The organism is Pseudomonas sp. Tul2A7, assembly GCF_054790505.1.
On the sequence record NZ_CP186499.1, the window covers coordinates 127454 to 148506 of the forward strand.

A 21053-nucleotide genomic window follows, 5' to 3' on the forward strand; every position below is an offset into this window, starting at 1 on the left:
TGAAAGTTGCCAAACCCTCTGGCCGCGCGAAGAGGCAGCTCAATCAAATTTTTTTACTGGGTCAACCTTTAGATTTTCGATTTGATACCTCAATAAACAACTCAACAAAACCTGCATAAACTGCCGTTGATCCTCTACATCATCATCGAAATAGGTGGTGATTTTCGTGAATACCGCATCAAAGTCATCATCGACGTCCAAATAGTGTTTCAACGTTTCAACACACCACTCGCGCTCTTCAACGCTATAAGAGAGAAACTCAGGCTTCATAAGAATATCGAATAGCTCGGCAAGCTCCTTCTTATCATTCACGTTCTTTGAAACAATGATTTTTTCACGAGCGTCGTCGTCAGTATTTTCTATATCAAATAGAAACAGTAGACCACGCAAAACAAAATACTCAGGTTTACGTTTCATTCCATAAATTCCGTATAAGAGGTTATCGGCTTGCCGGCTCTATCAAGAATTACTACTGCATGTGTTTGCTGTCCGTAAATGACTCCCCCCCTCTTGTATCCTTCACCTACAATTTTGCCCATATTCATTGGCTCCTTCGACGCGATTTGTCCGTTCCGCCTAAAAATAAGCTGGGCACGATGTATGGCGTTCAGTTGGTCTCGATTACTAAAAAAGTGAGTGGCTGCACTGGGAATTTTTGGCTGCCCTGCTCGCCTTCCGTTGGTGTAAAGCTCTATGACTCCGGTCGATGGATTTCTTCCCGTCACTGAACGTTCTTGCTGAGAGGCCAATGTGGTTTGTTTGCCATGTTTTTCTACGAAGTGTGCGCCTGGTGTGGCTTTCTCCATTTCATCCAAACGCCTGAAAGCATTTGCCTCCGCCAAGTCATCAATCCTCGCTCGCCGTTCCTGCGCCGACATCTCCGGCAGGGCGGGCTCCCCCTCATCAACCTTAGCCCCACCAATCCCACCCGGCGCCTCACACCCAGGCTTATTCGGCGGCGGGCAGTTAGAACTCAACCCCAACGGATCCACCCACCCCGTCGGATTCGGCACGTACTGGTACTGATTCAGCCCACCCGCCAACTTGATCGGATCCGGCGTCAGATACCGCCCCAGCCTCGGGTCGTAATACCGGTGCCGGTTGTAATGCAGTCCGCTTTCGCCGTCGAAGTACTGCCCTTGAAAGCGCAGCGGCTGGTTCAGGTAGTCCTCACCGGCCAGGGTCAGTGCGGCGACTTTGCCGTAGGCGTCGTATTGCGCCGACCAGACGATGTCGCCGCTGTAGTCGGTGAGTTCTTGCGGGGTGCCGAGGTGGTCGAGTTGGTAATAAAACGGACAGGCTTTTTTCGGGCCTTTGCCATCGAGCAAGGCGAGCGGGCGGAAGGTGCCGGGTTCGTAGACGTAGCTGCGGTATTCGTGTTCGCTGCTTTCGGCGACGAGGTGGTCGCCTTGCCAGAAGAACTCGGTGGTCTCGCCGTTGACGGTTTTGCGGATGCGTCGGCCGAAAGCGTCGTATTGGTAAGTCGCGATCTGGCCGTCGGGTCGGGTCAGGCTGATCAGGCGATGCTGGCAGTCGTAGCGGTATTCGGTGACGAGAGTCTGCGCGCGGCCACGGCGTTCGCGGATCAGGTTGCCGAAGGCGTCGTAGTCGTAGTGGCGGTCGCCCTGCATCAGCAGGCGGTTGCCCTTGATCTGGCTCGGGCCGGGACGGTCCTGCATCAGCAGGTTGCTGGCCGGGTCGTGGGCGAAGCTTTCCGGCAGTTCGTCGCGTGAGTGATGAACGCGGATCAGGCGATCGAGGGCGTCGTAGCCGTAGGTACGCTGGCCGTGGCGGCTGTCGGCGATGTGCGCCAGATTGCCGTTGGCGCTGTAGGCATAATCGCGGCGGTACAGTGAATCGTGCTGATGGCCTACAGCGTGGGCGAGTAAGCGTCCCTGATCGTCGTAGGCATATTCGCTGAGCAGCAGACCTTGCTGGCGTTGTTGTTCGCGGCCCGACTGGTAGACATGCCGGGTCAGCGATGCGCCATTGAGGTCGATGGCGGCCAGTGCACCGCCCTTGGCGTAGTGATAGTCGAGTTTGCTGTTGTCCGGCAGGCGCATGCGCTGGAGCTGGCCGCAGGCATCGTAGCGGTAACGCAGGGTGCCCCAGCCCTGATGTTCGGTGATCAGCCGGTCCTGACGGTCGTACTCGAAGGCCAGCGGGTGTTGCTGACCGTCGTCGACACTGATCAGTCGGCCGAGGCGGTCGTATTGGTAGGAAACCTTGATCCCGTCGGGCAGGGTTTTGAGCAGCAGACGCCCGGCAGCATCGCGCTCATAAGCGGTGAGCAAACAAGAGCCGTCATCCCCGAACTCGGTCTTCTCCAGCAGATGGCCGTTGAGGTCGTAGGCGTACGCCGTGCGGCGGCCGTCAAAACCGCATTCCTGGCGAATCAACCCGGTCGGTGTGTAGTCCAGCCGGTACTTTTCCCCGGACTCGTTTTCGATCTCGGTGAGCAGCAGTTGCGCATGGTCGTAGCGGTACTGCACCCGCGTGCCGTCGGGGTTGATCCGCCGCGAGACCAGGTGCAGATCATCGTCGTATTCGTAGCGGGTGATGCGCCCCAGTTCATCGCGCTCGGCAGTAACCTGACCGTAGGCGCCGTAGCTGTAGGCGCGGGTGCTGCCGTTAGGAGATGTCGTCTGAATCAGTCGGCCAACGGCGTCCCAATGCTGACGGGTGACCGCAGCGTGTTCGTCGGCGGTGGTGGTCCGCCGCCCCAGCGCATCGTAGGAAAAACGCCGTACGCCACCGTCGGGCAGGGTTTCTTCGGTCAACTGGCCGAGGGCATTCCAGACCAGCCGATGCCGGCTGCTGTCCGGGTAGCGGATCGACAGCAACTGACCCCGGGTGTCGTAGTAGTAATGGGTGACCTGACCGTCAGGATCGACCGCTTCGGTGACATCACCCTCGGCATTGCGCCGATAGATCCACACCGCATCGCCGCGAGAGCGTTTATGCAGGAAACCGTTGCGATACTCGTAGGACGTGGGCGCGTCATCTGGCGGAATCAGCGCGATCAGCCGTCCGACCTCGTCGTAGCGGTATTCGGTAACCGCACCCAAGGCATCCTGCTCGGCGATCAACCGCCCCGCATCGTCATACGCCTTGAGCTGCTCGCCACCATCCGCCGAGACTTTACGCACCAGCCGCGCCCGTTCGTCGTGGACGTAGGTTTCTTCGGTGCCATCGACGTAATGCACCGCGACGCTGCCGTCGTCCTTCCAGACGTAGCGCGTGTCCATCTGCGAAAACGACGCCCAGTGGCGCACGCAACGCGCCGCTTTCCCCGAACGCTCCCACTCCCAGAAGAAACTCGCGCCGCCGGCCAGTTGCCGCTGCAGAATCACGTGGGCGTCGTCGTAGTCGTAACGCTCGCTGTCACCGACGGCGTTAGTCGCTTCGATCAGGTGCTGGTAAGCGTCGTAGCGGTAACTGACCAGCGCCTGTTCGGTGCTCCAGGCACCGTCGCGAAACACCTGATAATCCACACCCAGCAACTGCGCGCGGTCATAGCGCAACAGCAGCGAACGCCCGGCGCCGTTGTCCAGTCGCTGCACCCGGTCAGACCGATCGCGCTGTACCGTCAGACGATTGCCATAGGCATCGCTGATCGCCGTCAGTCGTCCTGCGCGAAAGTGATAAAACCGCGCTGTTTCCCCGGCCAGCGCGAGGATCAGTTCTTCCGGTTCATCGCCAAGGAAAATCGCCGCCCGCGACAGGCTGTTGTGAATCGCCGGTCGTTCAACGCTCGGCAACGGAAAACGGGTACGCCGGTTTTCGTGATCGACCCAGACAACAAAGTCATTCTCAAACTCCAGCCGATGCGCCAGCGAATGGCTCCAGCCAAACCCGAGCCCGATATCGATCTCGGCGGCGCTGGAGCGATACAACCGCGTGAACTCAAACGGCAACACGCCATCGAGCACCGCATCGCTCAGGGTCAGCAGTTCTTCACCGGTGACCATCGACACCGGGCAGCCATTGGTGCAGGTGAAGGGCACGCAATCGGCGCTGTCACCGTTGGGATTTTTCGCCTGATCCGGCGAGTCGTCGTGAGGCTCGTCTTTCTTCAACAAAGTGTTGCGCTGCGCATTCCAGCGCAATTGCATGCGCCCCTTTTTCACCCCGGCGGCGATGCCTCGGGCGGCAACGCTTTTGTATTGATCGACGTATTTGATGAAGCCCTCGACGATGCTGAACATCGCCTGCACCAAACGCTTGACCGCCGACAGCAACTGAACGGCGCGATCCGCCAGACGCAGCGTCAGATAAGCGATGCCTGCGCCACCACTGACGAACGTCAAGACGACGCTGATCAGCACATCGATGAGCAACTGCACCATCATCATCGACGCCGCTTCAGCAGTTTTGCCGGCGATTTCACTGGGCGGCAGCATCTCCAGCCAAAGGCTGGCCGTGCGAAGCAACAAACACAGTGCAGCTTCGTCACTGACCAGAAGTTGAAGCTTTTCCATGACGTCGGGGGCTGTCGCTGCCAGCGCCATCAACTGCGTGGCGCCCTCACCCAACCGCTCGGCGAACGCTCCGGGATCCTTGAAAATGTCCGACAGCAAACCAATGCTGTCCCACACCCCCTCGATCGCCGCCCAACTCCCGGCGAGCATGCCGTTGCCCGCTGCCGTCGCCACCGACTGCGACCACTGCGGCTTGAAACCCTGCCACTCGCTGCGCAGCCAGCCATCCAGCTCAGCGGTCAGGCCGTCATAGGCTTTGAAAAGATCCTCGACCTGATCCGGAGTGACAACGCTGTGCACCAGCACCCGATAGAACTTTCCAGGTACTCCTTTGAAAGAGCCCTTGCCTTGCGCATCAAGGGTGATGGGGGTGGTTGCGCCACCGTCCATGGCGATCACATCGACCACGATGTTGCCGAGCGGAATGTCGTACACCGACTCGAATTTGCTTTCGATCAGCATCGGGCCGCTCTCCGGGCACTGGACGACGCCGGAGAAAAACTCGTTGTCGGTGCTGCTGACGACAGTGCTATCGGAGCCGAAGCGAATGACCCGCTCCATGCCCATCAGCGACGGCAGATCCGCCGCGTGACTGACCTTGTCCGCCGCTCGACTGACCCAATGCTTGAGCTGCTCGCGGTAAAGGCTGAGGGTGGCGGGAAAGCTGTCGAGTGCTTGCTCGATGCGGCTGACGGCTTCCATCAGCGCACGCGGATGTGCGAAGTGGACTGAATAAGCAGATCAAACATGAGCGTTCCCTCGCGCAAAAATTAGGCGCGGGAACTGTGCGGGGGATCAATCAGGAAAGAAGTCAGGCAAGTAGGCGATGACTGTAGGACTTGTCTGTAAAAAATCACTCATAGATAAACAGGCGCACACAAACGTAAACGCGGCATGAGGAAAACCTCACACCGCGTTTATTTGAACGGACATAAATGGATTTACTGTGTTGAATCGCGAGCATTCAGCTCTTTTAATTTGAGCTCAGCCAACGGATGCCCGGCCTTGGCGGCCATGCCCCACCAGCGTGCGGCTTCGACAGGATCCGGCGACTTGCTCGGTGTTCCCGCCAGGCTGATCACACCGATCTGGTAAGCCGCTTTGCCATCACCCGCAAGTGCCGCCAGCCGCAACAGGCGCACACCTTCTTCACGCGCCCCCAGGCCGACACCACGAAAGGTCAGGATGTGCCCATAGAAGCTTTGCGCCCCGACATCGCCAAGGTTGGCCATGCGCGCAAACTGCCCTTCGAGCCAGCGCCAGCCGCGCGGTTGACGGACAAACCATGACCAGTGAAACAGCCTGCGGGCCAGCCAGTAACTGGCCCGCGCCTTGAGTCGTAAAAACACTCAAGCCTCCGCCGATTCCGGGTACTCGTATTCAAAAACGCGGACAACTTCCGAGGCATGCCAAGAGGCCGCAGCAACACCATCCGACGGCCCTGAAAAACGTCCCAGACGTTCAACACATTCAAAGAAACCGGTGCGTGGCAGGCGACTCGCGCCTTGGCTGATCACCAGTGAGCTGCGCAACGGTTGTTCGGCCTTGGCATCCAGCGCGGCCAGATGCTCAAGCGCGGCAGTCAAGGTTTGCATGGCCGGTGTCGGCAATTGCAACCGCTCGAGCAAGGCCCGATAAGTCAGTAGATGACGCTGGCGGCGCGCCTGATCCAGTTCTCCGAGCAATCCGTCCCAATGTTGACGACTGATGCGTACGCTCACGATTCATCCCTCCACCCTGGCACCGTCAATTCCCAGGCCAGGCTGCGGCGAATCGCGGCGTCAGGCTGACGCTCGCCACTTTCGATCATGGCCAGATAAGACGGGCTGATGCCTACCGTGCGGGCCAGCGCCTCAATGGCGATGCCCTTCCCTTCGCGCAAACTGCGTAGTTGATCCAGGCCTGGAAGAATCGGGTCTGGTGTGGCCGCGAGCGGCGTGACTGCCGGACGCGACGGTGTTTCGTTGATGCCTGCTGCTTTTAGTAGAGCCTGATACTGAGCCCACGGCAGAACCGCGTATTCGGGTTCGCCATCGCGTGCAATTATCTGAATATCCATGACTACCCCGTAGGACAACAACACTTAGCGAGTCGGCACTTTTCCCTAGAAGTGTAATCCTAACAGCGGCCAAGGTCGCGGGGGGTATCTATCTGTACGAGGGTATTGATAATCAGGTTTTTTTCGGCCCCTGAAGTTGCAGTTGTTCGGGGGTATCCGGCAGGCGTTCGACGACGGCGAGTTTTTCCGGCTGCTGACGGTTGCGCCAAAGACGAAAAGCATTGAGTTCATCGTCGAGGGTTTTCATCAGCCAGGCGAGGACGGCAATGTCGTCGAGCATGCCGAACACCGGAATGAAATCCGGAATCGCATCTACCGGACTGAGGAAGTACATCAACCCCGCCACGACCGAAATCAATGCTTTGCCACTGATGGCCCGATACTCGCCGCGCCAATAGGCCAGGCACAACGCCTGGAGTAAACGTAAGTCGTCCTTGAGTTTACCGAGGCGATTGCCTTGCGCGGCGCCTTTGCTGGCGACCGCAAACAATAAGGTCGGCAAGCGGCCGCGTGCCAGCAGGCGACCGGCCAGGGGCAGGAATCGAGCGAAATTCCACGGAGCTTTCATCTATTCCTCCCGTTGAAATGTTATCCACACAAATTGTGGATAACCTTGTGAACAGAGCTGCATTTCAGCGCTGAAAGCCCCGTTTCATAAGGGCTGCGCTCAGATCGGGCGTTTTTTACTCACATAAAAAACCCCAATATTTCATTGACTTGGCTGCTCAGGGCGGCTAGCGCGGGCAGCCTCAATGGCTATGACTCTCGCGACCGGCATCGGTTCGCTCTGTTTACCCTTGCCAGACTCCAGATGCAACAACGCCCCGCATAAGCGAGGCGTTGTTGTTGAAGCCTTTACCAATTACTTGGCAGCAGCAGCTTCTTTGGCTGGATCCTTGATGGCCAGCAGTTCAAGGTCGAAGACCAGAACCGAATTGGCCGGGATTGCCGGGCTTGGCGACTGAGCGCCGTAAGCCAGATCGCTAGGGATGTACAGTTTGTACTTCTCGCCAACGTGCATCAGTTGCAGACCTTCAACCCAACCCGGGATCACGCCGCTTACCGGCAGATCGATCGGGCTGCCGCGCTCCACGGAGCTGTCGAATACGGTGCCGTTGGTCAGCTTGCCGGTGTAGTGAACAGTCACTACGTCAGTCGGCTTAGGCTGTGGGCCATCGGCTTTCTTGACCACTTCGTACTGCAGACCCGAAGCGGTGGTCGTCACGCCGGCTTTCTTGCCGTTTTCTTCGAGGAATTTCTTGCCGGCGGCTGCCGACTCTTCGCTCATCTTGGCCATGCGCTCTTCAGCACGCTTTTGCAGTGCAGCGAAGGCTTCGACCAGTTCTTCGTCTTTCAGCTTCTGTTCTTTCTTGCCAACGGCATCTTCGATGCCCTGGGCTACCGCTTTGGAGTCCAGATCATCCATGCCTTCCTGAGCCAGGCTCTTGCCCATGTTCAGGCCGATACCGTAGGAAGCTTTTTGCGCCGGGGTTTTCAGCTCTACGCTGGTCTGCGAATCACAACCCGCGAGGACCAGGCTAACCAGGGCAACCGCCGCCGCCAACCGATGCTGTTTCATGCTATTTCCTTGTTCATGCGCCGAAAGGGCAATCGAGTAAAGCCGCGAGCTTATCAGGCCGCCACGACCAATGGCTACCGGCATGAGAGCAGGAAACTTCCGATAAGTTCAGGGATTAAAACGCATTGGCGCGAAGCGACGATGAAGCTTCTGTCATCTTGTCCCGACAATCAGCGTCGTTTCTTCTTGCATCATCTGGCGTAATGGCCACTTGCCGCATAGTGCAGGCTCAGGCATAACAGCGGAACAATTCGACAAGGATGTTTATCTTGCGCCTTTTATTCCGTGTACTGATCCTGATCGTCGTGCTGCTGGGACTCGTGCTCGCAGTGGTGCTGTATTACGTCGCCAACCCGAAATTGCCTTTCTATACCCCCGCCGAGCAGGTGCATTACCTCGATCAGTGGAGTGACGAAGACCGGCAAACCTACTATTTCACGCCTCAGGGTACGCAGGTCAAAGGCCTGCGCTATGAGTGGTTCCAGGCGTTGGAACTGCCCTTCTCGGCGCAACGTTTCGCCTCACCCGATTACCTCGCGCGTTTCGGTTTTCTGATTGATCCGCAGCAGAAAGCCACGGCGAACAATCCGGGTAACCTCCCCGTCGGTTTTGCCCGGCACCAGAATCCCGGCAGCTCCGAGCAATATCTGGACATCACTTGCGCCGCTTGCCACACCGGCGAATTGCGTTTCAAAGGCCAGGCCGTACGGATCGACGGCGGTACCGCGCAACATGTGCTGCCTTCCAGTGTTCCTACTTTGCGCGGCGGAAGTTTCGGACAGGCTCTGGTGGCAAGTCTGACCTCGACTTACTACAACCCATGGAAATTCGAACGCTTTGCCAGAACCGTGCTGGGCGATGAATACGACGCGCGCCACGAGCAATTGCGCAAAGACTTCAAGACTTCACTGAACACATTCCTTAAAGTCGCCTGGAACGATACCCATCGCGGCCTCTACCCGACCGAAGAAGGTCCCGGCCGCGCCGATGCTTTTGGACGCATTGCCAATGCGTCGTTTGGCGATGCGATCTCCCCCGCCAACTACCGCGTGGCCAATGCCCCGGTGGATTACCCGCAGCTCTGGGACATGTGGACGTTCGATTGGGTGCAGTGGAACGGCTCGGCGCAGCAGCCGATGGCGCGCAACATCGGCGAAGCGTTAGGCGTCGGCGCCACCCTGAATTTTTTCGATGGCAACGGCCAGCCGCTGCAAGGCACTGCACGCTATGCCTCCAGCGTGCGCGTGCGTGATTTGCACAAGATCGAAAAAACCCTGCAAAAGCTCAAGTCGCCCACTTGGCCAGAGGAGCTGCTTGGCGCCATCGACAAACCAATGGCAGCCAAGGGGCGCACGCTGTTTGCCGAGAATTGCGCCGGTTGTCACGTACCGCGCCAGACGCAGGAAGGTGAGCGCTGGGTGCAGCATTTGCACATGCTGCCGGTCGATGTCATCGGCACCGACCCGACCGCCGCGAACAATATCGCCAGTCACCGTTACGATTTGACAGCTCTGCAATGGGATCTGAAAGAACTCGAAACCCTGGACGTCAAACTGCATCCGACACCCAAGGAACCTCTGGACCTGAGCCAACTGTCGGTGGCCAGGGGCCTGGCTTATGTCACCGCCTTCGTCGAAGACCGCGCCTACCGCGACGCCAACGTCACACCACAGGAAAAGCCCCGGCTGGACGGCTTCGGCCTGCCAATCGGCGTGCGCGAAAAAGTCGCCTACAAAGCCCGGCCGCTAGCCGGTGTCTGGGCTACTGCGCCATTTCTGCACAACGGCTCGGTGCCGAGCATTTATCAGTTGCTGTCGCCGCAAGATGAGCGCGCCACGACCTTTTTTAAAGGCACATTCGAATACGATCCGCGACATCTGGGTTATCGCACCGAAGCCTTCACCAATGGCTTCCTGTTCGACACGCGCATCACTGGCAACCACAACAGTGGCCATGAATTCCGCGCGGGCGAACGCGGCAATGGCGTGATTGGCCGGCTGCTGCTGCCTGAAGAACGCTGGGCGCTGCTTGAATACCTGAAAGTCCTCGGCGGCCCACTGGAGGCGCAACTGCCATGATCTCGGCCTTCAAGAAAGAACTGCCGCTGTTGGCCAGAGTCTGGTTGTGGCTTGGACGCCTGCTTGGCAAAGTCCTGCTGATAATGGTCGTCATCGGCCTCCTCGGCTGGGCCACTGCCACGGCATGGTTTGCCTGGCAGCACCGCGGCCCGGTTTCGACGCTGGAGCAGATTCCGCCCGGCGAAGCCGCGATGACTCAGGACGTGATTCAGACTGCCGTGCGCATCGTCGATCAACATCGCGAAAGCACACGGTATCTGCGCGACGCACATGCCAAGGCGCACGGCTGCGTCAAGGCTCAGGTGCAGGTTCTGCCGGAACTGGCGCAGTCGCTGCGCCAAGGCGTATTCAGTGAGCCAGGCAAAACCTGGCAGGCAATGATGCGCCTGTCCAATGGCAATGCCTACCCACAGTTCGACAGCATCCGCGACGCCAGGGGCATGGCGATCAAACTGCTGGACGTTTCGGGAAAACAGTTGCTCGACAACCGTCAGGCAGCGCATGAACAGGATTTCGTGATGTTCAGCCATCCGAACTTCTTTGTCAGTGATGTCGCCGAGTATCGTCAGAATGTGGCAGCGCAGGCTGACGGCAAGAAGGTCATGGCGTTTTTCCCCGGATGGGACCCGCGCAGCTGGCAGATCCGTCATTTGTTTATTGCCCTGGCAACATTGTCGCCGCCGCCGGACAGCCCGACGGCGACTACATACTTTTCGGTTTCGCCCTACAAATTCGGCAACGCGAATGCAAAGTTTCGTGTGGCACCCGATCCGGACAATTGCCCCGCTTACACATTGCCCAAACAGAACCACGACCTGCCGAACTTCCTGCGCAGCGCGTTGAATCAGCAGTTGTCGGCGGATCGGGTGCCGGCCTGTTTTATGCTGCAAATCCAGCGCCAGGATGCCAATAAATACATGCCGATCGAAGACACCAGCATCGAATGGCGTGAGCAGGATTCGCCTTTCGAAACCGTGGCGCGAATCACGCTGCCGCCGCAGGATTTCGATGATCCGGCGCTGAATCTGCAATGCGACAACCTGTCGTTCAATCCTTGGTTTGGCGTTGAGGCGCATCGCCCGATCGGCGGCATCAACCGGCTGCGCAAAGCGGTGTACGAGGCAATTAGCGACTATCGCCATCAACGCAACAGCGAATGATCCGTATGGCGCCTGCGGGCAACAATACTGGTCGATGCCGTGATCCTTCCCATGGTGGGCCAGGTCTTGCTCGGGAACAGAACACTGAGGATCCCGGCGTCGGCAACTTTGTCGACAAATATCGTCGGCGTGATCCCGCCAGTGATCAACTTCTGCTCAAGGCCTTGCGCCAGTTCGACAAGCAGCGCGCGGACCTTGGGCATGACCGGCTTGGCGAAACGTAGCACCGCCCCATCGCGGGTGATGGCGAAAACACGTTGATGAGGTGCCACGATTACATGGTCCAGACTGACCTTGAGGTCCGCTGCAGAGAAGAAATTCTGCTGAAGGTCCACTTCGCTCGGTGCCAGACGTGCCGATGGTAATGGCTGAATCGAATGGTAAATGCCGTGCACACGAAATTCGCGGGGGATCAATGGATTGCCGTGCTGATCCTTGGGAAACAGTAGTGCCCGGTCGAAGCTGGCGTAAGGGCTGGAAACCGGTTCGGTCAGGATAAAAAAATCACTGACATTATGTTTGAGGATGAAGCCGACATTTGGCTGCGCTGCCGTCGACTCAGGTAATTTGGTATGCAGATAAAGCGCGACATCCTTGGCATCCCGAAAGATCGGCCCGAAGATCGGCATTGCTGAGTTTGCCGGCTGTACTTGCAGGATATCCGCCCTCCAACTGGCGTTGAGATGGCCCCGGTGCCGCCAGAGATCACCGGTTACGACGACCATTGTTGTTCCGGCGGCCAACGTCAGCAAGATCCACAGGCTGCTTGGAATCGAACCATCTTCATACAACGCCTCAAATCGTCGAGGCTGGCCGTTACTTTTCCTGGTAAGTCGCGGCGAAAGCTCCTGTTCAAACGACGAGTTTTTCGATGTGTATGACAGAAGCCCTCCATTACGCGCGGATAGATAACATTTCGCGAATTTTCGGTGCGTATTCATCACTTCCGACAAATCCGAGATTGCGAAGAAACGATTACGCTGAATCCATTCGGTTGTGGCCTCATCGGCACCTTGCGCTTTCACTGGACGGGCGTGAAAACTCGCCTCAAGGGTGAGGCCGCTCGGGACAATCAGCTCCCCCGCCGCGCTGACGACTACAGCGGGTATGCCATGTTGCCCGGTGGTTGCGTCGCTCTGATGATTCTTGTCGTCGGCCATCGGCGCATCTATACGCTCTGCGCAAATGAATCGTGCATCAACGGTTTTCAGAATGAACCCGTTGAATTCGCCGTTTCGTGGGGCCTTCAACAGGCCGTGCAGACAGGCAGCGGCGTCATCGCTGGAAAGAAAGGCTGGACTGGATGACAGGAACGACAGCGCTTGGCCGTCATCGGCGGCAGAAGTTTCAGCAAGATTTGGCATTGGATTGGCTCTCGTCGGGCAATTGGCTGGCTCTATGACGTAGAAGCGTCATGAAGAACATTGCTCATTGTCCGAAAGCGACGGAACCGGCAGGCACTACATAGTTATGGGTAGCGAAAAATACCCAAACCCCAGACAGCAAAAAGCCCGCACAAGGCGGGCTTTCTGTGGTGATCTGGCGTTCAGTGTTCCAGATTACCGAATATGGCGCAGCGGACGGGACTCGAACCCGCGACCCCCGGCGTGACAGGCCGGTATTCTAACCGACTGAACTACCGCTGCGCGAAACGCTTGAAACGAATGGTGGGTGATGACGGGATCGAACCGCCGACATTCTGCTTGTAAGGCAGACGCTCTCCCAGCTGAGCTAATCACCCTTCGCTTCGTTACGGGACGCATTATGCCACAAGTTTTCGTAAAGTGTTGATTTAATTGAAGTTTTTTTCAAATAAATCCGAAAACCAATAAAACGACACATCCCGCGGGTACAACTGTACAAACCTTGAGGCAGAAAAAAACCCGCTTTGGCGGGTTTTTCCGTGGTGACCTGGCGTTCAGTGGTCCAGGTTACCGAATATGGCGCAGCGGACGGGACTCGAACCCGCGACCCCCGGCGTGACAGGCCGGTATTCTAACCGACTGAACTACCGCTGCGCTAAACACTTGAAACGAATGGTGGGTGATGACGGGATCGAACCGCCGACATTCTGCTTGTAAGGCAGACGCTCTCCCAGCTGAGCTAATCACCCTTCGCTTCGGTGTGGCGCGCATTCTACGGAGCGACCCAACCTCTGGCAAGCACTTTTTTAAATAATTTTCTCAGGCCTTCCAAAGGCTTAGAGAAGGGTTGGCCTATGAGACGGCGAAGACAATAATGCCCTCCTTTGTATAAAGGAGAGACTCACCCCATGTGGTTCAAAAACCTGCTTATCTATCGCCTGACCCAAGACCTGCCTGTCGATGCCGAGGCGCTGGAAACTGCACTGGCCACCAAACTGGCGCGTCCATGTGCAAGCCAGGAGTTGACCACCTACGGTTTCGTCGCGCCGTTCGGCAAAGGCGAAGATGCTCCATTGGTGCACGTCAGCGGTGACTTCCTGCTGATTTCCGCGCGTAAAGAAGAACGCATTCTGCCGGGCAGCGTCGTGCGTGACGCGGTCAAGGAAAAGGTCGAAGAGATCGAAGCCGAGCAGATGCGCAAGGTCTATAAGAAGGAACGCGACCAGATCAAGGATGAAATCATCCAGGCGTTCCTGCCGCGCGCCTTTATCCGTCGCTCGTCGACCTTCGCCGCCATCGCGCCGAAACAGGGTCTGATCCTGGTCAACTCGGCCAGCCCGAAACGTGCCGAAGACCTGCTGTCGACCCTGCGTGAAGTGATCGGCACCCTGCCCGTCCGTCCGCTGACCGTGAAAATGTCGCCCACCGCGACCATGACCGAATGGGTCACCACGCAAAAAGCCGCCGACGACTTCTATGTACTGGACGAGTGCGAACTGCGCGACACCCACGAAGACGGCGGTATCGTGCGTTGCAAGCGTCAGGACCTGACCAGCGAAGAAATCCAGCTGCACCTGAGCACCGGCAAAGTGGTCACTCAGTTGTCGCTGGCATGGCAGGACAAACTGTCGTTCATGCTCGACGACAAGATGACTGTCAAACGTCTGAAGTTCGAAGATCTGTTGCAGGATCAGGCGGAACAGGACGGTGGTGATGAGGCACTGGGTCAACTGGATGCCAGCTTCACCCTGATGATGCTGACCTTCGGTGATTTCCTGCCGGCGCTGGTTGAAGCGTTGGGTGGGGAAGAGACTCCGCAGGGGATCTGATCCTGACGAGTTTCAAAACTGTGGGAGCGAGCCTGCTCGCGAATGCGGAGTGACAGTTAACATTAATGTGTCTGGCACGCCGCTTTCGCGAGCAGGCTCGCTCCCACAATTGTTTTTGTGTTGATCATTTAATAATAAGGATCAAGCCATGCGCGCACTGGCTGCACTCAGCCGCTTTGTCGGCAACACCTTCGCTTACTGGGTTCTGATTTTTGCTGTGGTTGCGTTTCTGCAACCGGCGTGGTTCCTCGGTCTGAAAAGCGCAATCGTACCGCTGCTCGGGCTTGTCATGTTCGGCATGGGCCTGACCCTCAAACTCGACGACTTCGCTGCCGTTGCCCGCCATCCATGGCGCGTGGCGCTGGGCGTGGTTGCCCATTTCGTGATCATGCCCGGTGTGGCGTGGTTGCTTTGCCAGGTGTTTCATCTGCCGCCGGAAATCGCCGTTGGGGTGATTCTGGTCGGCTGCTGCCCGAGCGGCACGTCGTCCAACGTGATGACCTGGCTGGCTCGCGGTGATCTGGCGTTGTCGGTAGCCATTGCCGCCGTCACCACCCTCCTCGCCCCGCTGCTGACCCCGGCGCTGATCTGGCTGCTGGCCTCGGCGTGGTTACCGGTGTCGTTCATGGAGCTGTTCTGGTCGATCCTGCAAGTGGTGCTGCTGCCGATCATCCTTGGCGTGGTTGCCCAGCGTTTGCTCGGCGACAAGGTTCGTCACGCCGTCGATGTGTTGCCGCTGGTATCGGTGATCAGCATCGTGATCATTGTCACTGCCGTGGTGGCCGCCAGTCAGGCGAAAATCGCCGAATCCGGCCTGTTGATCATGGCCGTGGTGATGCTGCACAACAGCTTCGGTTATCTGCTGGGTTATTTCACCGGGCGCCTGTTCAAGTTGCCGCTGGCCCAGCGCAAATCGCTGGCGCTGGAAGTGGGCATGCAGAATTCGGGATTGGGCGCGGCGTTGGCCAGTGCGCATTTTTCGCCATTGGCGGCAGTGCCGAGCGCGCTGTTCAGCGTTTGGCACAATATTTCCGGGGCACTGCTGTCGACGTACTTCCGGCGCATGAGTGAGAAGGAAGATCGCGATGCGCTGGCGCAACAAGCGGCCGACTGAGGCGCAAACTTGATCCCCGGGTTAATGCTCGTCAAACTAGCGCGCAACGCGGGGACGACCCTGCGGCTCGATCGAGTCATTAATCTGGGGACGACCCCGTCAATCGATGGAGGTCTTGCATGTCCTGGATCATTCTGTTTTTCGCCGGCCTGTTCGAAGTCGGCTGGGCCGTCGGCCTGAAATACACCGACGGCTTCACCCGCCCGCTCCCCACCGTACTGACCGTTGCGGCCATGGCCATCAGCCTTGGCCTGCTTGGCTTGGCGATGAAAGAATTGCCGCTGGGTACGGCCTATGCGATCTGGACCGGTGTTGGTGCCGTGGGCACGGTGATTGCCGGGATCATCCTGTTTGGCGAGTCGATGGCGTTGATTCGGCTGGCCAGTGTGGCGTTGATCATTACCGGGTTGATTGGGCTTAAGGTCAGCGCTTAAGCCACTACCGCTTTCGCGAGCAGGCTCGCTCCCACATTCAATCGCGTTCCGTCAGGGGAATACGATCAACTGTGGGAGCGAGCCTGCTCGCGAAGAGGCCGTTAAAATCGCCGGCTATCTGACAGCCCCGCGCAACTCCCCGACCAACCCCTGCAACTTCGCCGGCTCAGCCACATCAATGCCTACCGGCGCTCCCGCCACCAACGTCACCCGCGACCACAACCGCCGAAACACACCTTTATTCGGATCGCGACTGAAGAAACTCCCCCACAACCCCTGCAATGCCAGCGGAATCACCGGCACTGGCGTCTCCTCGAGAATCCGCGTCAGCCCGCCCCGGAATTCGTTTATCTCGCCGTCGGCGGTCAACTTGCCTTCCGGGAAGATGCACACCAGCTCGCCGTCCTTCAGATATTGAGCAATCCGGGTGAAGGCCTTTTCGTAAATCTGGATGTCTTCATTACGTCCGGCAATCGGAATTGTCCCCGCCGTGCGGAAGATAAAGTTCAGCACCGGCAAGTTGTAGATCTTGTAGTACATGACAAAGCGAATCGGCCGACGCACCGCACCGCCAATCAGCAAGGCATCGACGAACGACACGTGGTTGCACACCAGCAATGCCGCGCCTTCATCGGGAATCGCCTCAAGGTTACGGTGCTCGACGCGGTACATGGAATGGCTGAGTAGCCAGATCATGAAACGCATGCTGAACTCGGGGACGATTTTGAAGATGTAGGCGTTGACGCCGATATTCAGCAGCGACACCACGAGGAACAACTGCGGGATCGACAGCTTGGCCACGCTCAGCAGCACGATCGAGACGATGGCTGATACCACCATAAACAACGCGTTGAGAATGTTGTTGGCGGCAATCACCCGCGCGCGCTCGTTTTCAGCGGTACGTGACTGGATCAAGGCATACAGCGGCACGATGTAGAAACCACCGAAGATGCCGAGGCCAAGAATATCGATCAACACCGCCCAGGTGTGCACGAAGCCGAGCACTTCAATCCAGCTGTGGCCGGTGACGCTGTCGGGAATTCCGCCGGAGTGCCACCACAACAGCAAACCGAACACGGTCAGACCAAACGAGCCGAACGGCACCAAGCCAATCTCGACTTTGCGCCCGGACAGTTTCTCGCAGAGCATCGAGCCGAGCGCGATACCGACCGAGAACACCGTCAGAATCAGGGTGACCACGGTCTCATCACCGTGCATCCACTCTTTGGCATAGGCCGGAATCTGCGTCAGGTAAATCGCCCCGACAAACCAGAACCATGAGTTGCCGACAATCGAGCGTGACACCGCCGGCGTCTGGCCCAGACCGAGTTTCAACGTCGCCCACGACTGGCTGAAGATGTTCCAGTTCAGGCGCATTTCCGGGGAGGATGCCGCTGCACGGGGAATGCTGCGACTGGCCAAATAGCCCAGCACGGCAATCCCGACGATGGCGCAGGACACCAGCGGCGCGTAGTGCGAGGAAGACATGATGACCCCGGCGCCAATCGTGCCGGCGAGAATCGCCAGAAACGTGCCCATTTCCACCAGGCCGTTGCCGCCAACCAGTTCATCCTCACGCAGCGCCTGCGGCAGGATCGAATATTTCACCGGCCCGAACAGCGCCGAATGCGTGCCCATGGCGAACAGCGCCACCAGCATCAGCGACAGGTGATCGAAGAGGAAACCGACCGATCCTACGGCCATGATCGCGATTTCCGCGAGCTTGATCAGACGGATCAACGCGTCCTTGGCGAACTTCTCTCCGAACTGCCCGGCCAATGCCGAGAACAAAAAGAACGGCAGAATAAACAGCAACGCACACAGGTTGACCCAGATCGAACGGTCACCCTCGATGGTCAGCCGATAAAGAATGGCGAGGATCAGCGACTGCTTGAACACGTTGTCGTTGAACGCGCCGAGCGACTGCGTGATGAAGAATGGCAGGAAGCGCCGGGTGCGCAGCAGGTTGAACTGTGAGGGGTGACTCATCTTCCGTGTTTCCCTGATGTTTAAGGTAGAGAGGCCTGGGTACTGCTTATTGGATTCTCGAACCGCGATCCAGGCCACACCTTACCTAAAACTTTCAGGTTATTTCTTCAAACCTGCAATACATGGCGAGACAAACAGCTCGCCACGCCACGCACCTTGCACGGTGCGTTTGCCGACAATCAGCCACATCACCGCCAGCAACATCACCAACAGCGTGCCGACTACGCTGAAAAACGTCAGGTTCAGAGTGCTCGCCAGTTTCAGGGTTGCCAGCGAATACACGCCCAACGGGAAGGTGAATCCCCACCAGCCGAGGTTGAACGGAATGCCGTCACGCAAGTAACGCACGGTGATCAGCAGCGCCATCAGCATCCACCACAACCCGAAGCCCCACAGGGTGATCCCGGCAATAAGCCCCAGACCCGCAGCGATTTCGCCGATGCCCTGCAAACCGTTCGCCGCGAAAATCGCTGGTGCATCACCGCCCAACAGCAACATGCCCAGCGCACCGGTGCCGATCGGGCCGAGGGCCAGCCAGCTCGAAGCGGCCATGTTTTCGTGGGGCAGTTTATGCAGGGCCATGCGCAGCAGCAGGATCGTCAGAATGCTGAACGCTACCGGTAGGGAAAAGGCCCAGAGCACGTAGCTTGTCGTCAGCACCACCAGTTGTGAGTGGGCATCGGTGAGATGCGGTGCAAGCAAACCACCGCTGGCCGCTGCCACTTCTGCCGCCACTACCGGCAACAGCCAAACGGCGGTCATCTGGTCGATGCTGTGTTCCTGACGGGTAAACATCATGTACGGAATCAGCACGCCGCAAGCCAGTGACATGGCCACATCAATCCACCACAGCACTTCGGCGAGATGAATCACGCCGTCGCCCCAGCGCGGCAGACCAAACAACAGAAAGCCGTTGATGATTGTCGCCAGGCCCATCGGAATCGTGCCGAAGAACATCGATACCGTGGAGTGGCCGAAAATCCGCCGCGCTTCATCGAAGAACAAGATCCAGCGCGCAGCGTACGCAGCGGTAAACAGGGTGAACAACAGAATGTTGAACAACCACAAACCTTCGGCGATGGCGTGCAGGCCTGGAATGACCAAAGGCAGTTGTGCCAGCGCCAACGCCAGCACACCAGTGCCCATGGTCGCGGCGAACCAGTTCGGGGTGAATTGACGGATCACTTCGCGTGGATGCTGAAGTTGGCTGAACGGCTTGATGCCGGGTTTGGCGCTATTGGGGCAAATCATCATGAACTCCTGTCCTCTGGTGAGGTTGAGTTCATGGTAGAACCGAATCGAATATCTATATAACGGGTAATTTCTCTAACTGTTATCTGTTTTACCAATAAGCGGTTAAATGCTGCCTTCGCTCTCGATCACCAGAATCCGCGCTGCGCCTTGTGGATGGGCGACGTGCTCGGTGCCGACGCTCGCATAGAAGATGTCGCCGACATCCAGCTGCACCTGTTTTTCTTCGCCCTGCTCGCGGTAATGCATCAGCACTTGGCCATCGAGCACCACAAACACTTCCTCGCCGTCATTGATGTGCCATTTGTACGGCTGATCGGTCCAGTGCAGGCGCGTGCTGATGCCGTTCATGTTGGCGATGTCCAGCGCGCCCCAGGCGCGCTCGGCGGTGAAGGTCTTGCTGCGAATAATCTTCATGAGTCGATCCGTGAGAAGAGGCTGGGCAAGGCTAACCGAAAGCGCGCCGTTTATGGAACGCGGCACACTTTGGATGGCGCTGGACGCAGGCTCAGCAACAGGGCGCCTAAAGCCAGCACGATCAGAATTGCCCCGTAACCATCGGTGGTCGCCAACAAGCCGTAGCTGCGCGACAAGTGCCCGGCGAGCAACGCCGGCAGACAGAACGCCAGATAACTGAGCACGTAATACGCCGCCATCAACCCCGCCCGCTCGTGAGGCAAAGCCAGCGGCACCAGACTACGCACGGCACCGAGAAATCCCGAACCAAAGCCGCAACCGGCGACCAGCGTGCCGAGGAAAAACACCGACAGACTGGCGCTGTGCACGCCCAGCAGAATCAACACCAGACCGATCGGCAGCAGGCTCGCGCCCAACTGCAATGCTCGCGCGGCGGGACGATTGCGCAGCGTGAAAATCATCAATGCACCGGTCACCGTCAGGGCAGCCACGGTTGCGCCGCCGATCAGATTGGAAGTCGAACCGGTGGCGGTGCGCACCAGCGATGGCGCGAGGGAGGCGTAGAAACCGCCGAGCGCCCAGGTTGCGGTGTTCAGCGGCAACACTCGCCACAACGTTGAGCGTGCCTGCACCGGCACATGCAAAGTCGGCCGCAACGATGTCCACGCTCCGGCTTGCGGCGTAACGCTTTCCGGCAGACGCCACACATAAATGCCCTGCAATACAAACAGTGCGAGCAGCAGCCAATAGGTCAGTTGCAGCGGTGCCGGCGCAAATTCGGCCAACAAACCGCAGCCCATGCCGCCCAAGGCCATGCCGAGCAACGGCGCCACACTGTTGATCAACGGCCCCTGCTGACGATCGGTATCGAGCAATGTTGCGCTTAAAACAGCGGTGGCCATGCCGGTGGCAAAACCCTGCAGAACGCGCGCGCTGATCAGCCACGCCACACTGTCGGCGTAGATAAACAGCAACATCGCCAACGCATTGAGCAGCACGGCGGTGAAGATCACCGGTTTACGTCCCAGGTGATCGGACAGCGAGCCGACAGTTAATAGCGCCGCCAACAGGCTGAGGGCGTAGACGCCGAAAATCAGGGTCAGAACGGCTGCCGAGAAATGCAGTTGATCCTGATACAAGTGATACAGCGGTGTCGGCGCCGTGGAGGCGGCGAGAAAACTCAGTAAAGTAATCGCCAGAAACCACAGGCTGGATCGATTGGAAGCAAGGCTGATCATGGGCACACTCCGCAAAAGCTAATTTTTTGCTTTTGTGGAGTGTGCTACTGCCTCGCGCTT

General features: G+C 58.1%; 17 protein-coding genes and 4 tRNA genes. 5 read left to right on the forward strand and 16 right to left on the reverse strand.

What is annotated here, in order from left to right:
- Window positions 1-39 precede the first annotated feature (39 nt).
- From ACOYXJ_RS00650 to ACOYXJ_RS00680, 7 genes are all read right to left on the reverse strand, one after another.
- Window positions 40-417 carry a hypothetical protein gene (locus tag ACOYXJ_RS00650; protein ID WP_401047233.1) on the reverse strand — a complete coding sequence of 126 codons (378 nt, stop codon included), beginning with the start codon at window positions 415-417 and terminating at the stop codon, window positions 40-42.
- Window positions 414-5183, reverse strand: coding sequence for an RHS repeat-associated core domain-containing protein (locus ACOYXJ_RS00655; RefSeq protein ID WP_460367379.1), 4770 nt, complete (start codon window positions 5181-5183; stop codon window positions 414-416). The genes ACOYXJ_RS00650 and ACOYXJ_RS00655 overlap by 4 nt, the downstream gene beginning before the upstream one ends.
- A gap of 239 nt (window positions 5184-5422) precedes the next feature.
- Complete coding sequence (locus tag ACOYXJ_RS00660) at window positions 5423-5830, reverse strand: SEL1-like repeat protein (RefSeq protein ID WP_460367381.1); 408 nt, start codon at window positions 5828-5830, stop codon at window positions 5423-5425.
- Window positions 5831-6202: a hypothetical protein gene (locus tag ACOYXJ_RS00665; protein ID WP_003223109.1), complete on the reverse strand. Its 372-nt coding sequence runs from the start codon at window positions 6200-6202 to the stop codon at window positions 5831-5833.
- Complete coding sequence (locus ACOYXJ_RS00670) at window positions 6199-6540, reverse strand: helix-turn-helix domain-containing protein (RefSeq protein WP_095119981.1); 342 nt, start codon at window positions 6538-6540, stop codon at window positions 6199-6201. Before ACOYXJ_RS00670 ends, ACOYXJ_RS00665 begins: the two co-directional genes overlap by 4 nt.
- Before the next feature lie 112 nt (window positions 6541-6652).
- A complete protein-coding gene (locus ACOYXJ_RS00675) occupies window positions 6653-7108 on the reverse strand; it encodes a YkvA family protein (protein ID WP_016987828.1) in 456 nt (151 codons plus the stop codon).
- Window positions 7109-7402: 294 nt separating this feature from the next.
- Window positions 7403-8119, reverse strand: a complete 717-nt coding sequence (locus ACOYXJ_RS00680; protein ID WP_007919751.1) for an FKBP-type peptidyl-prolyl cis-trans isomerase — start codon at window positions 8117-8119, stop codon at window positions 7403-7405.
- Window positions 8120-8388: 269 nt separating this feature from the next.
- On the opposite strand from ACOYXJ_RS00680, the gene ACOYXJ_RS00685 reads away from it, so the two are divergent.
- Window positions 8389-10197, forward strand: coding sequence for a di-heme-cytochrome C peroxidase (locus tag ACOYXJ_RS00685; RefSeq protein WP_460367385.1), 1809 nt, complete (start codon window positions 8389-8391; stop codon window positions 10195-10197).
- Window positions 10194-11357 carry a catalase family protein gene (locus ACOYXJ_RS00690; RefSeq protein WP_460367387.1) on the forward strand — a complete coding sequence of 388 codons (1164 nt, stop codon included), beginning with the start codon at window positions 10194-10196 and terminating at the stop codon, window positions 11355-11357. Before ACOYXJ_RS00685 ends, ACOYXJ_RS00690 begins: the two co-directional genes overlap by 4 nt.
- On the opposite strand, the gene ACOYXJ_RS00695 is transcribed toward ACOYXJ_RS00690, so the two are convergent.
- From ACOYXJ_RS00695 to ACOYXJ_RS00715, 5 genes are all read right to left on the reverse strand, one after another.
- Window positions 11339-12721, reverse strand: a complete 1383-nt coding sequence (locus tag ACOYXJ_RS00695) for a hypothetical protein (RefSeq protein WP_460367389.1) — start codon at window positions 12719-12721, stop codon at window positions 11339-11341. The genes ACOYXJ_RS00690 and ACOYXJ_RS00695 overlap by 19 nt on opposite strands.
- A gap of 205 nt (window positions 12722-12926) precedes the next feature.
- Window positions 12927-13003, reverse strand: a tRNA-Asp gene (locus ACOYXJ_RS00700).
- A 19-nt stretch (window positions 13004-13022) separates the two neighbouring features.
- Window positions 13023-13098: transfer RNA gene (locus tag ACOYXJ_RS00705), tRNA-Val, on the reverse strand.
- A 200-nt stretch (window positions 13099-13298) separates the two neighbouring features.
- Window positions 13299-13375, reverse strand: a tRNA-Asp gene (locus ACOYXJ_RS00710).
- 19 nt (window positions 13376-13394) lie between these two features.
- Window positions 13395-13470, reverse strand: a tRNA-Val gene (locus tag ACOYXJ_RS00715).
- A gap of 159 nt (window positions 13471-13629) precedes the next feature.
- Here ACOYXJ_RS00715 and rdgC point away from each other — a divergent pair.
- From rdgC to sugE, 3 genes are all read left to right on the forward strand, one after another.
- Entirely contained in the window at window positions 13630-14550 is a 921-nt protein-coding gene (gene rdgC / locus ACOYXJ_RS00720; protein ID WP_007919763.1) for a recombination-associated protein RdgC, read from the forward strand.
- Window positions 14551-14698: 148 nt separating this feature from the next.
- Entirely contained in the window at window positions 14699-15664 is a 966-nt protein-coding gene (locus tag ACOYXJ_RS00725; RefSeq protein WP_460367391.1) for a bile acid:sodium symporter family protein, read from the forward strand.
- 119 nt (window positions 15665-15783) lie between these two features.
- Window positions 15784-16098 (forward strand): quaternary ammonium compound efflux SMR transporter SugE, encoded by a 315-nt coding sequence (gene sugE / locus ACOYXJ_RS00730; protein WP_003223093.1) that lies wholly within the window; start codon window positions 15784-15786, stop codon window positions 16096-16098.
- A 114-nt stretch (window positions 16099-16212) separates the two neighbouring features.
- Here the strand turns inward: sugE and ACOYXJ_RS00735 are convergent, their stop codons facing one another.
- From ACOYXJ_RS00735 to ACOYXJ_RS00750, 4 genes are all read right to left on the reverse strand, one after another.
- Window positions 16213-18087 carry an MFS transporter gene (locus tag ACOYXJ_RS00735; RefSeq protein ID WP_460367394.1) on the reverse strand — a complete coding sequence of 625 codons (1875 nt, stop codon included), beginning with the start codon at window positions 18085-18087 and terminating at the stop codon, window positions 16213-16215.
- A 99-nt stretch (window positions 18088-18186) separates the two neighbouring features.
- A complete protein-coding gene (locus ACOYXJ_RS00740; protein ID WP_460367396.1) occupies window positions 18187-19338 on the reverse strand; it encodes a TDT family transporter in 1152 nt (383 codons plus the stop codon).
- Between the two features lie 105 nt (window positions 19339-19443).
- A complete protein-coding gene (locus ACOYXJ_RS00745; RefSeq protein ID WP_460367398.1) occupies window positions 19444-19755 on the reverse strand; it encodes a cupin domain-containing protein in 312 nt (103 codons plus the stop codon).
- Between the two features lie 50 nt (window positions 19756-19805).
- The gene (locus ACOYXJ_RS00750) at window positions 19806-20993 is read right to left on the reverse strand and encodes an MFS transporter (protein ID WP_460367400.1); all 1188 of its coding nucleotides are present in this window, start codon (window positions 20991-20993) and stop codon (window positions 19806-19808) included.
- Window positions 20994-21053 lie beyond the last annotated feature (60 nt).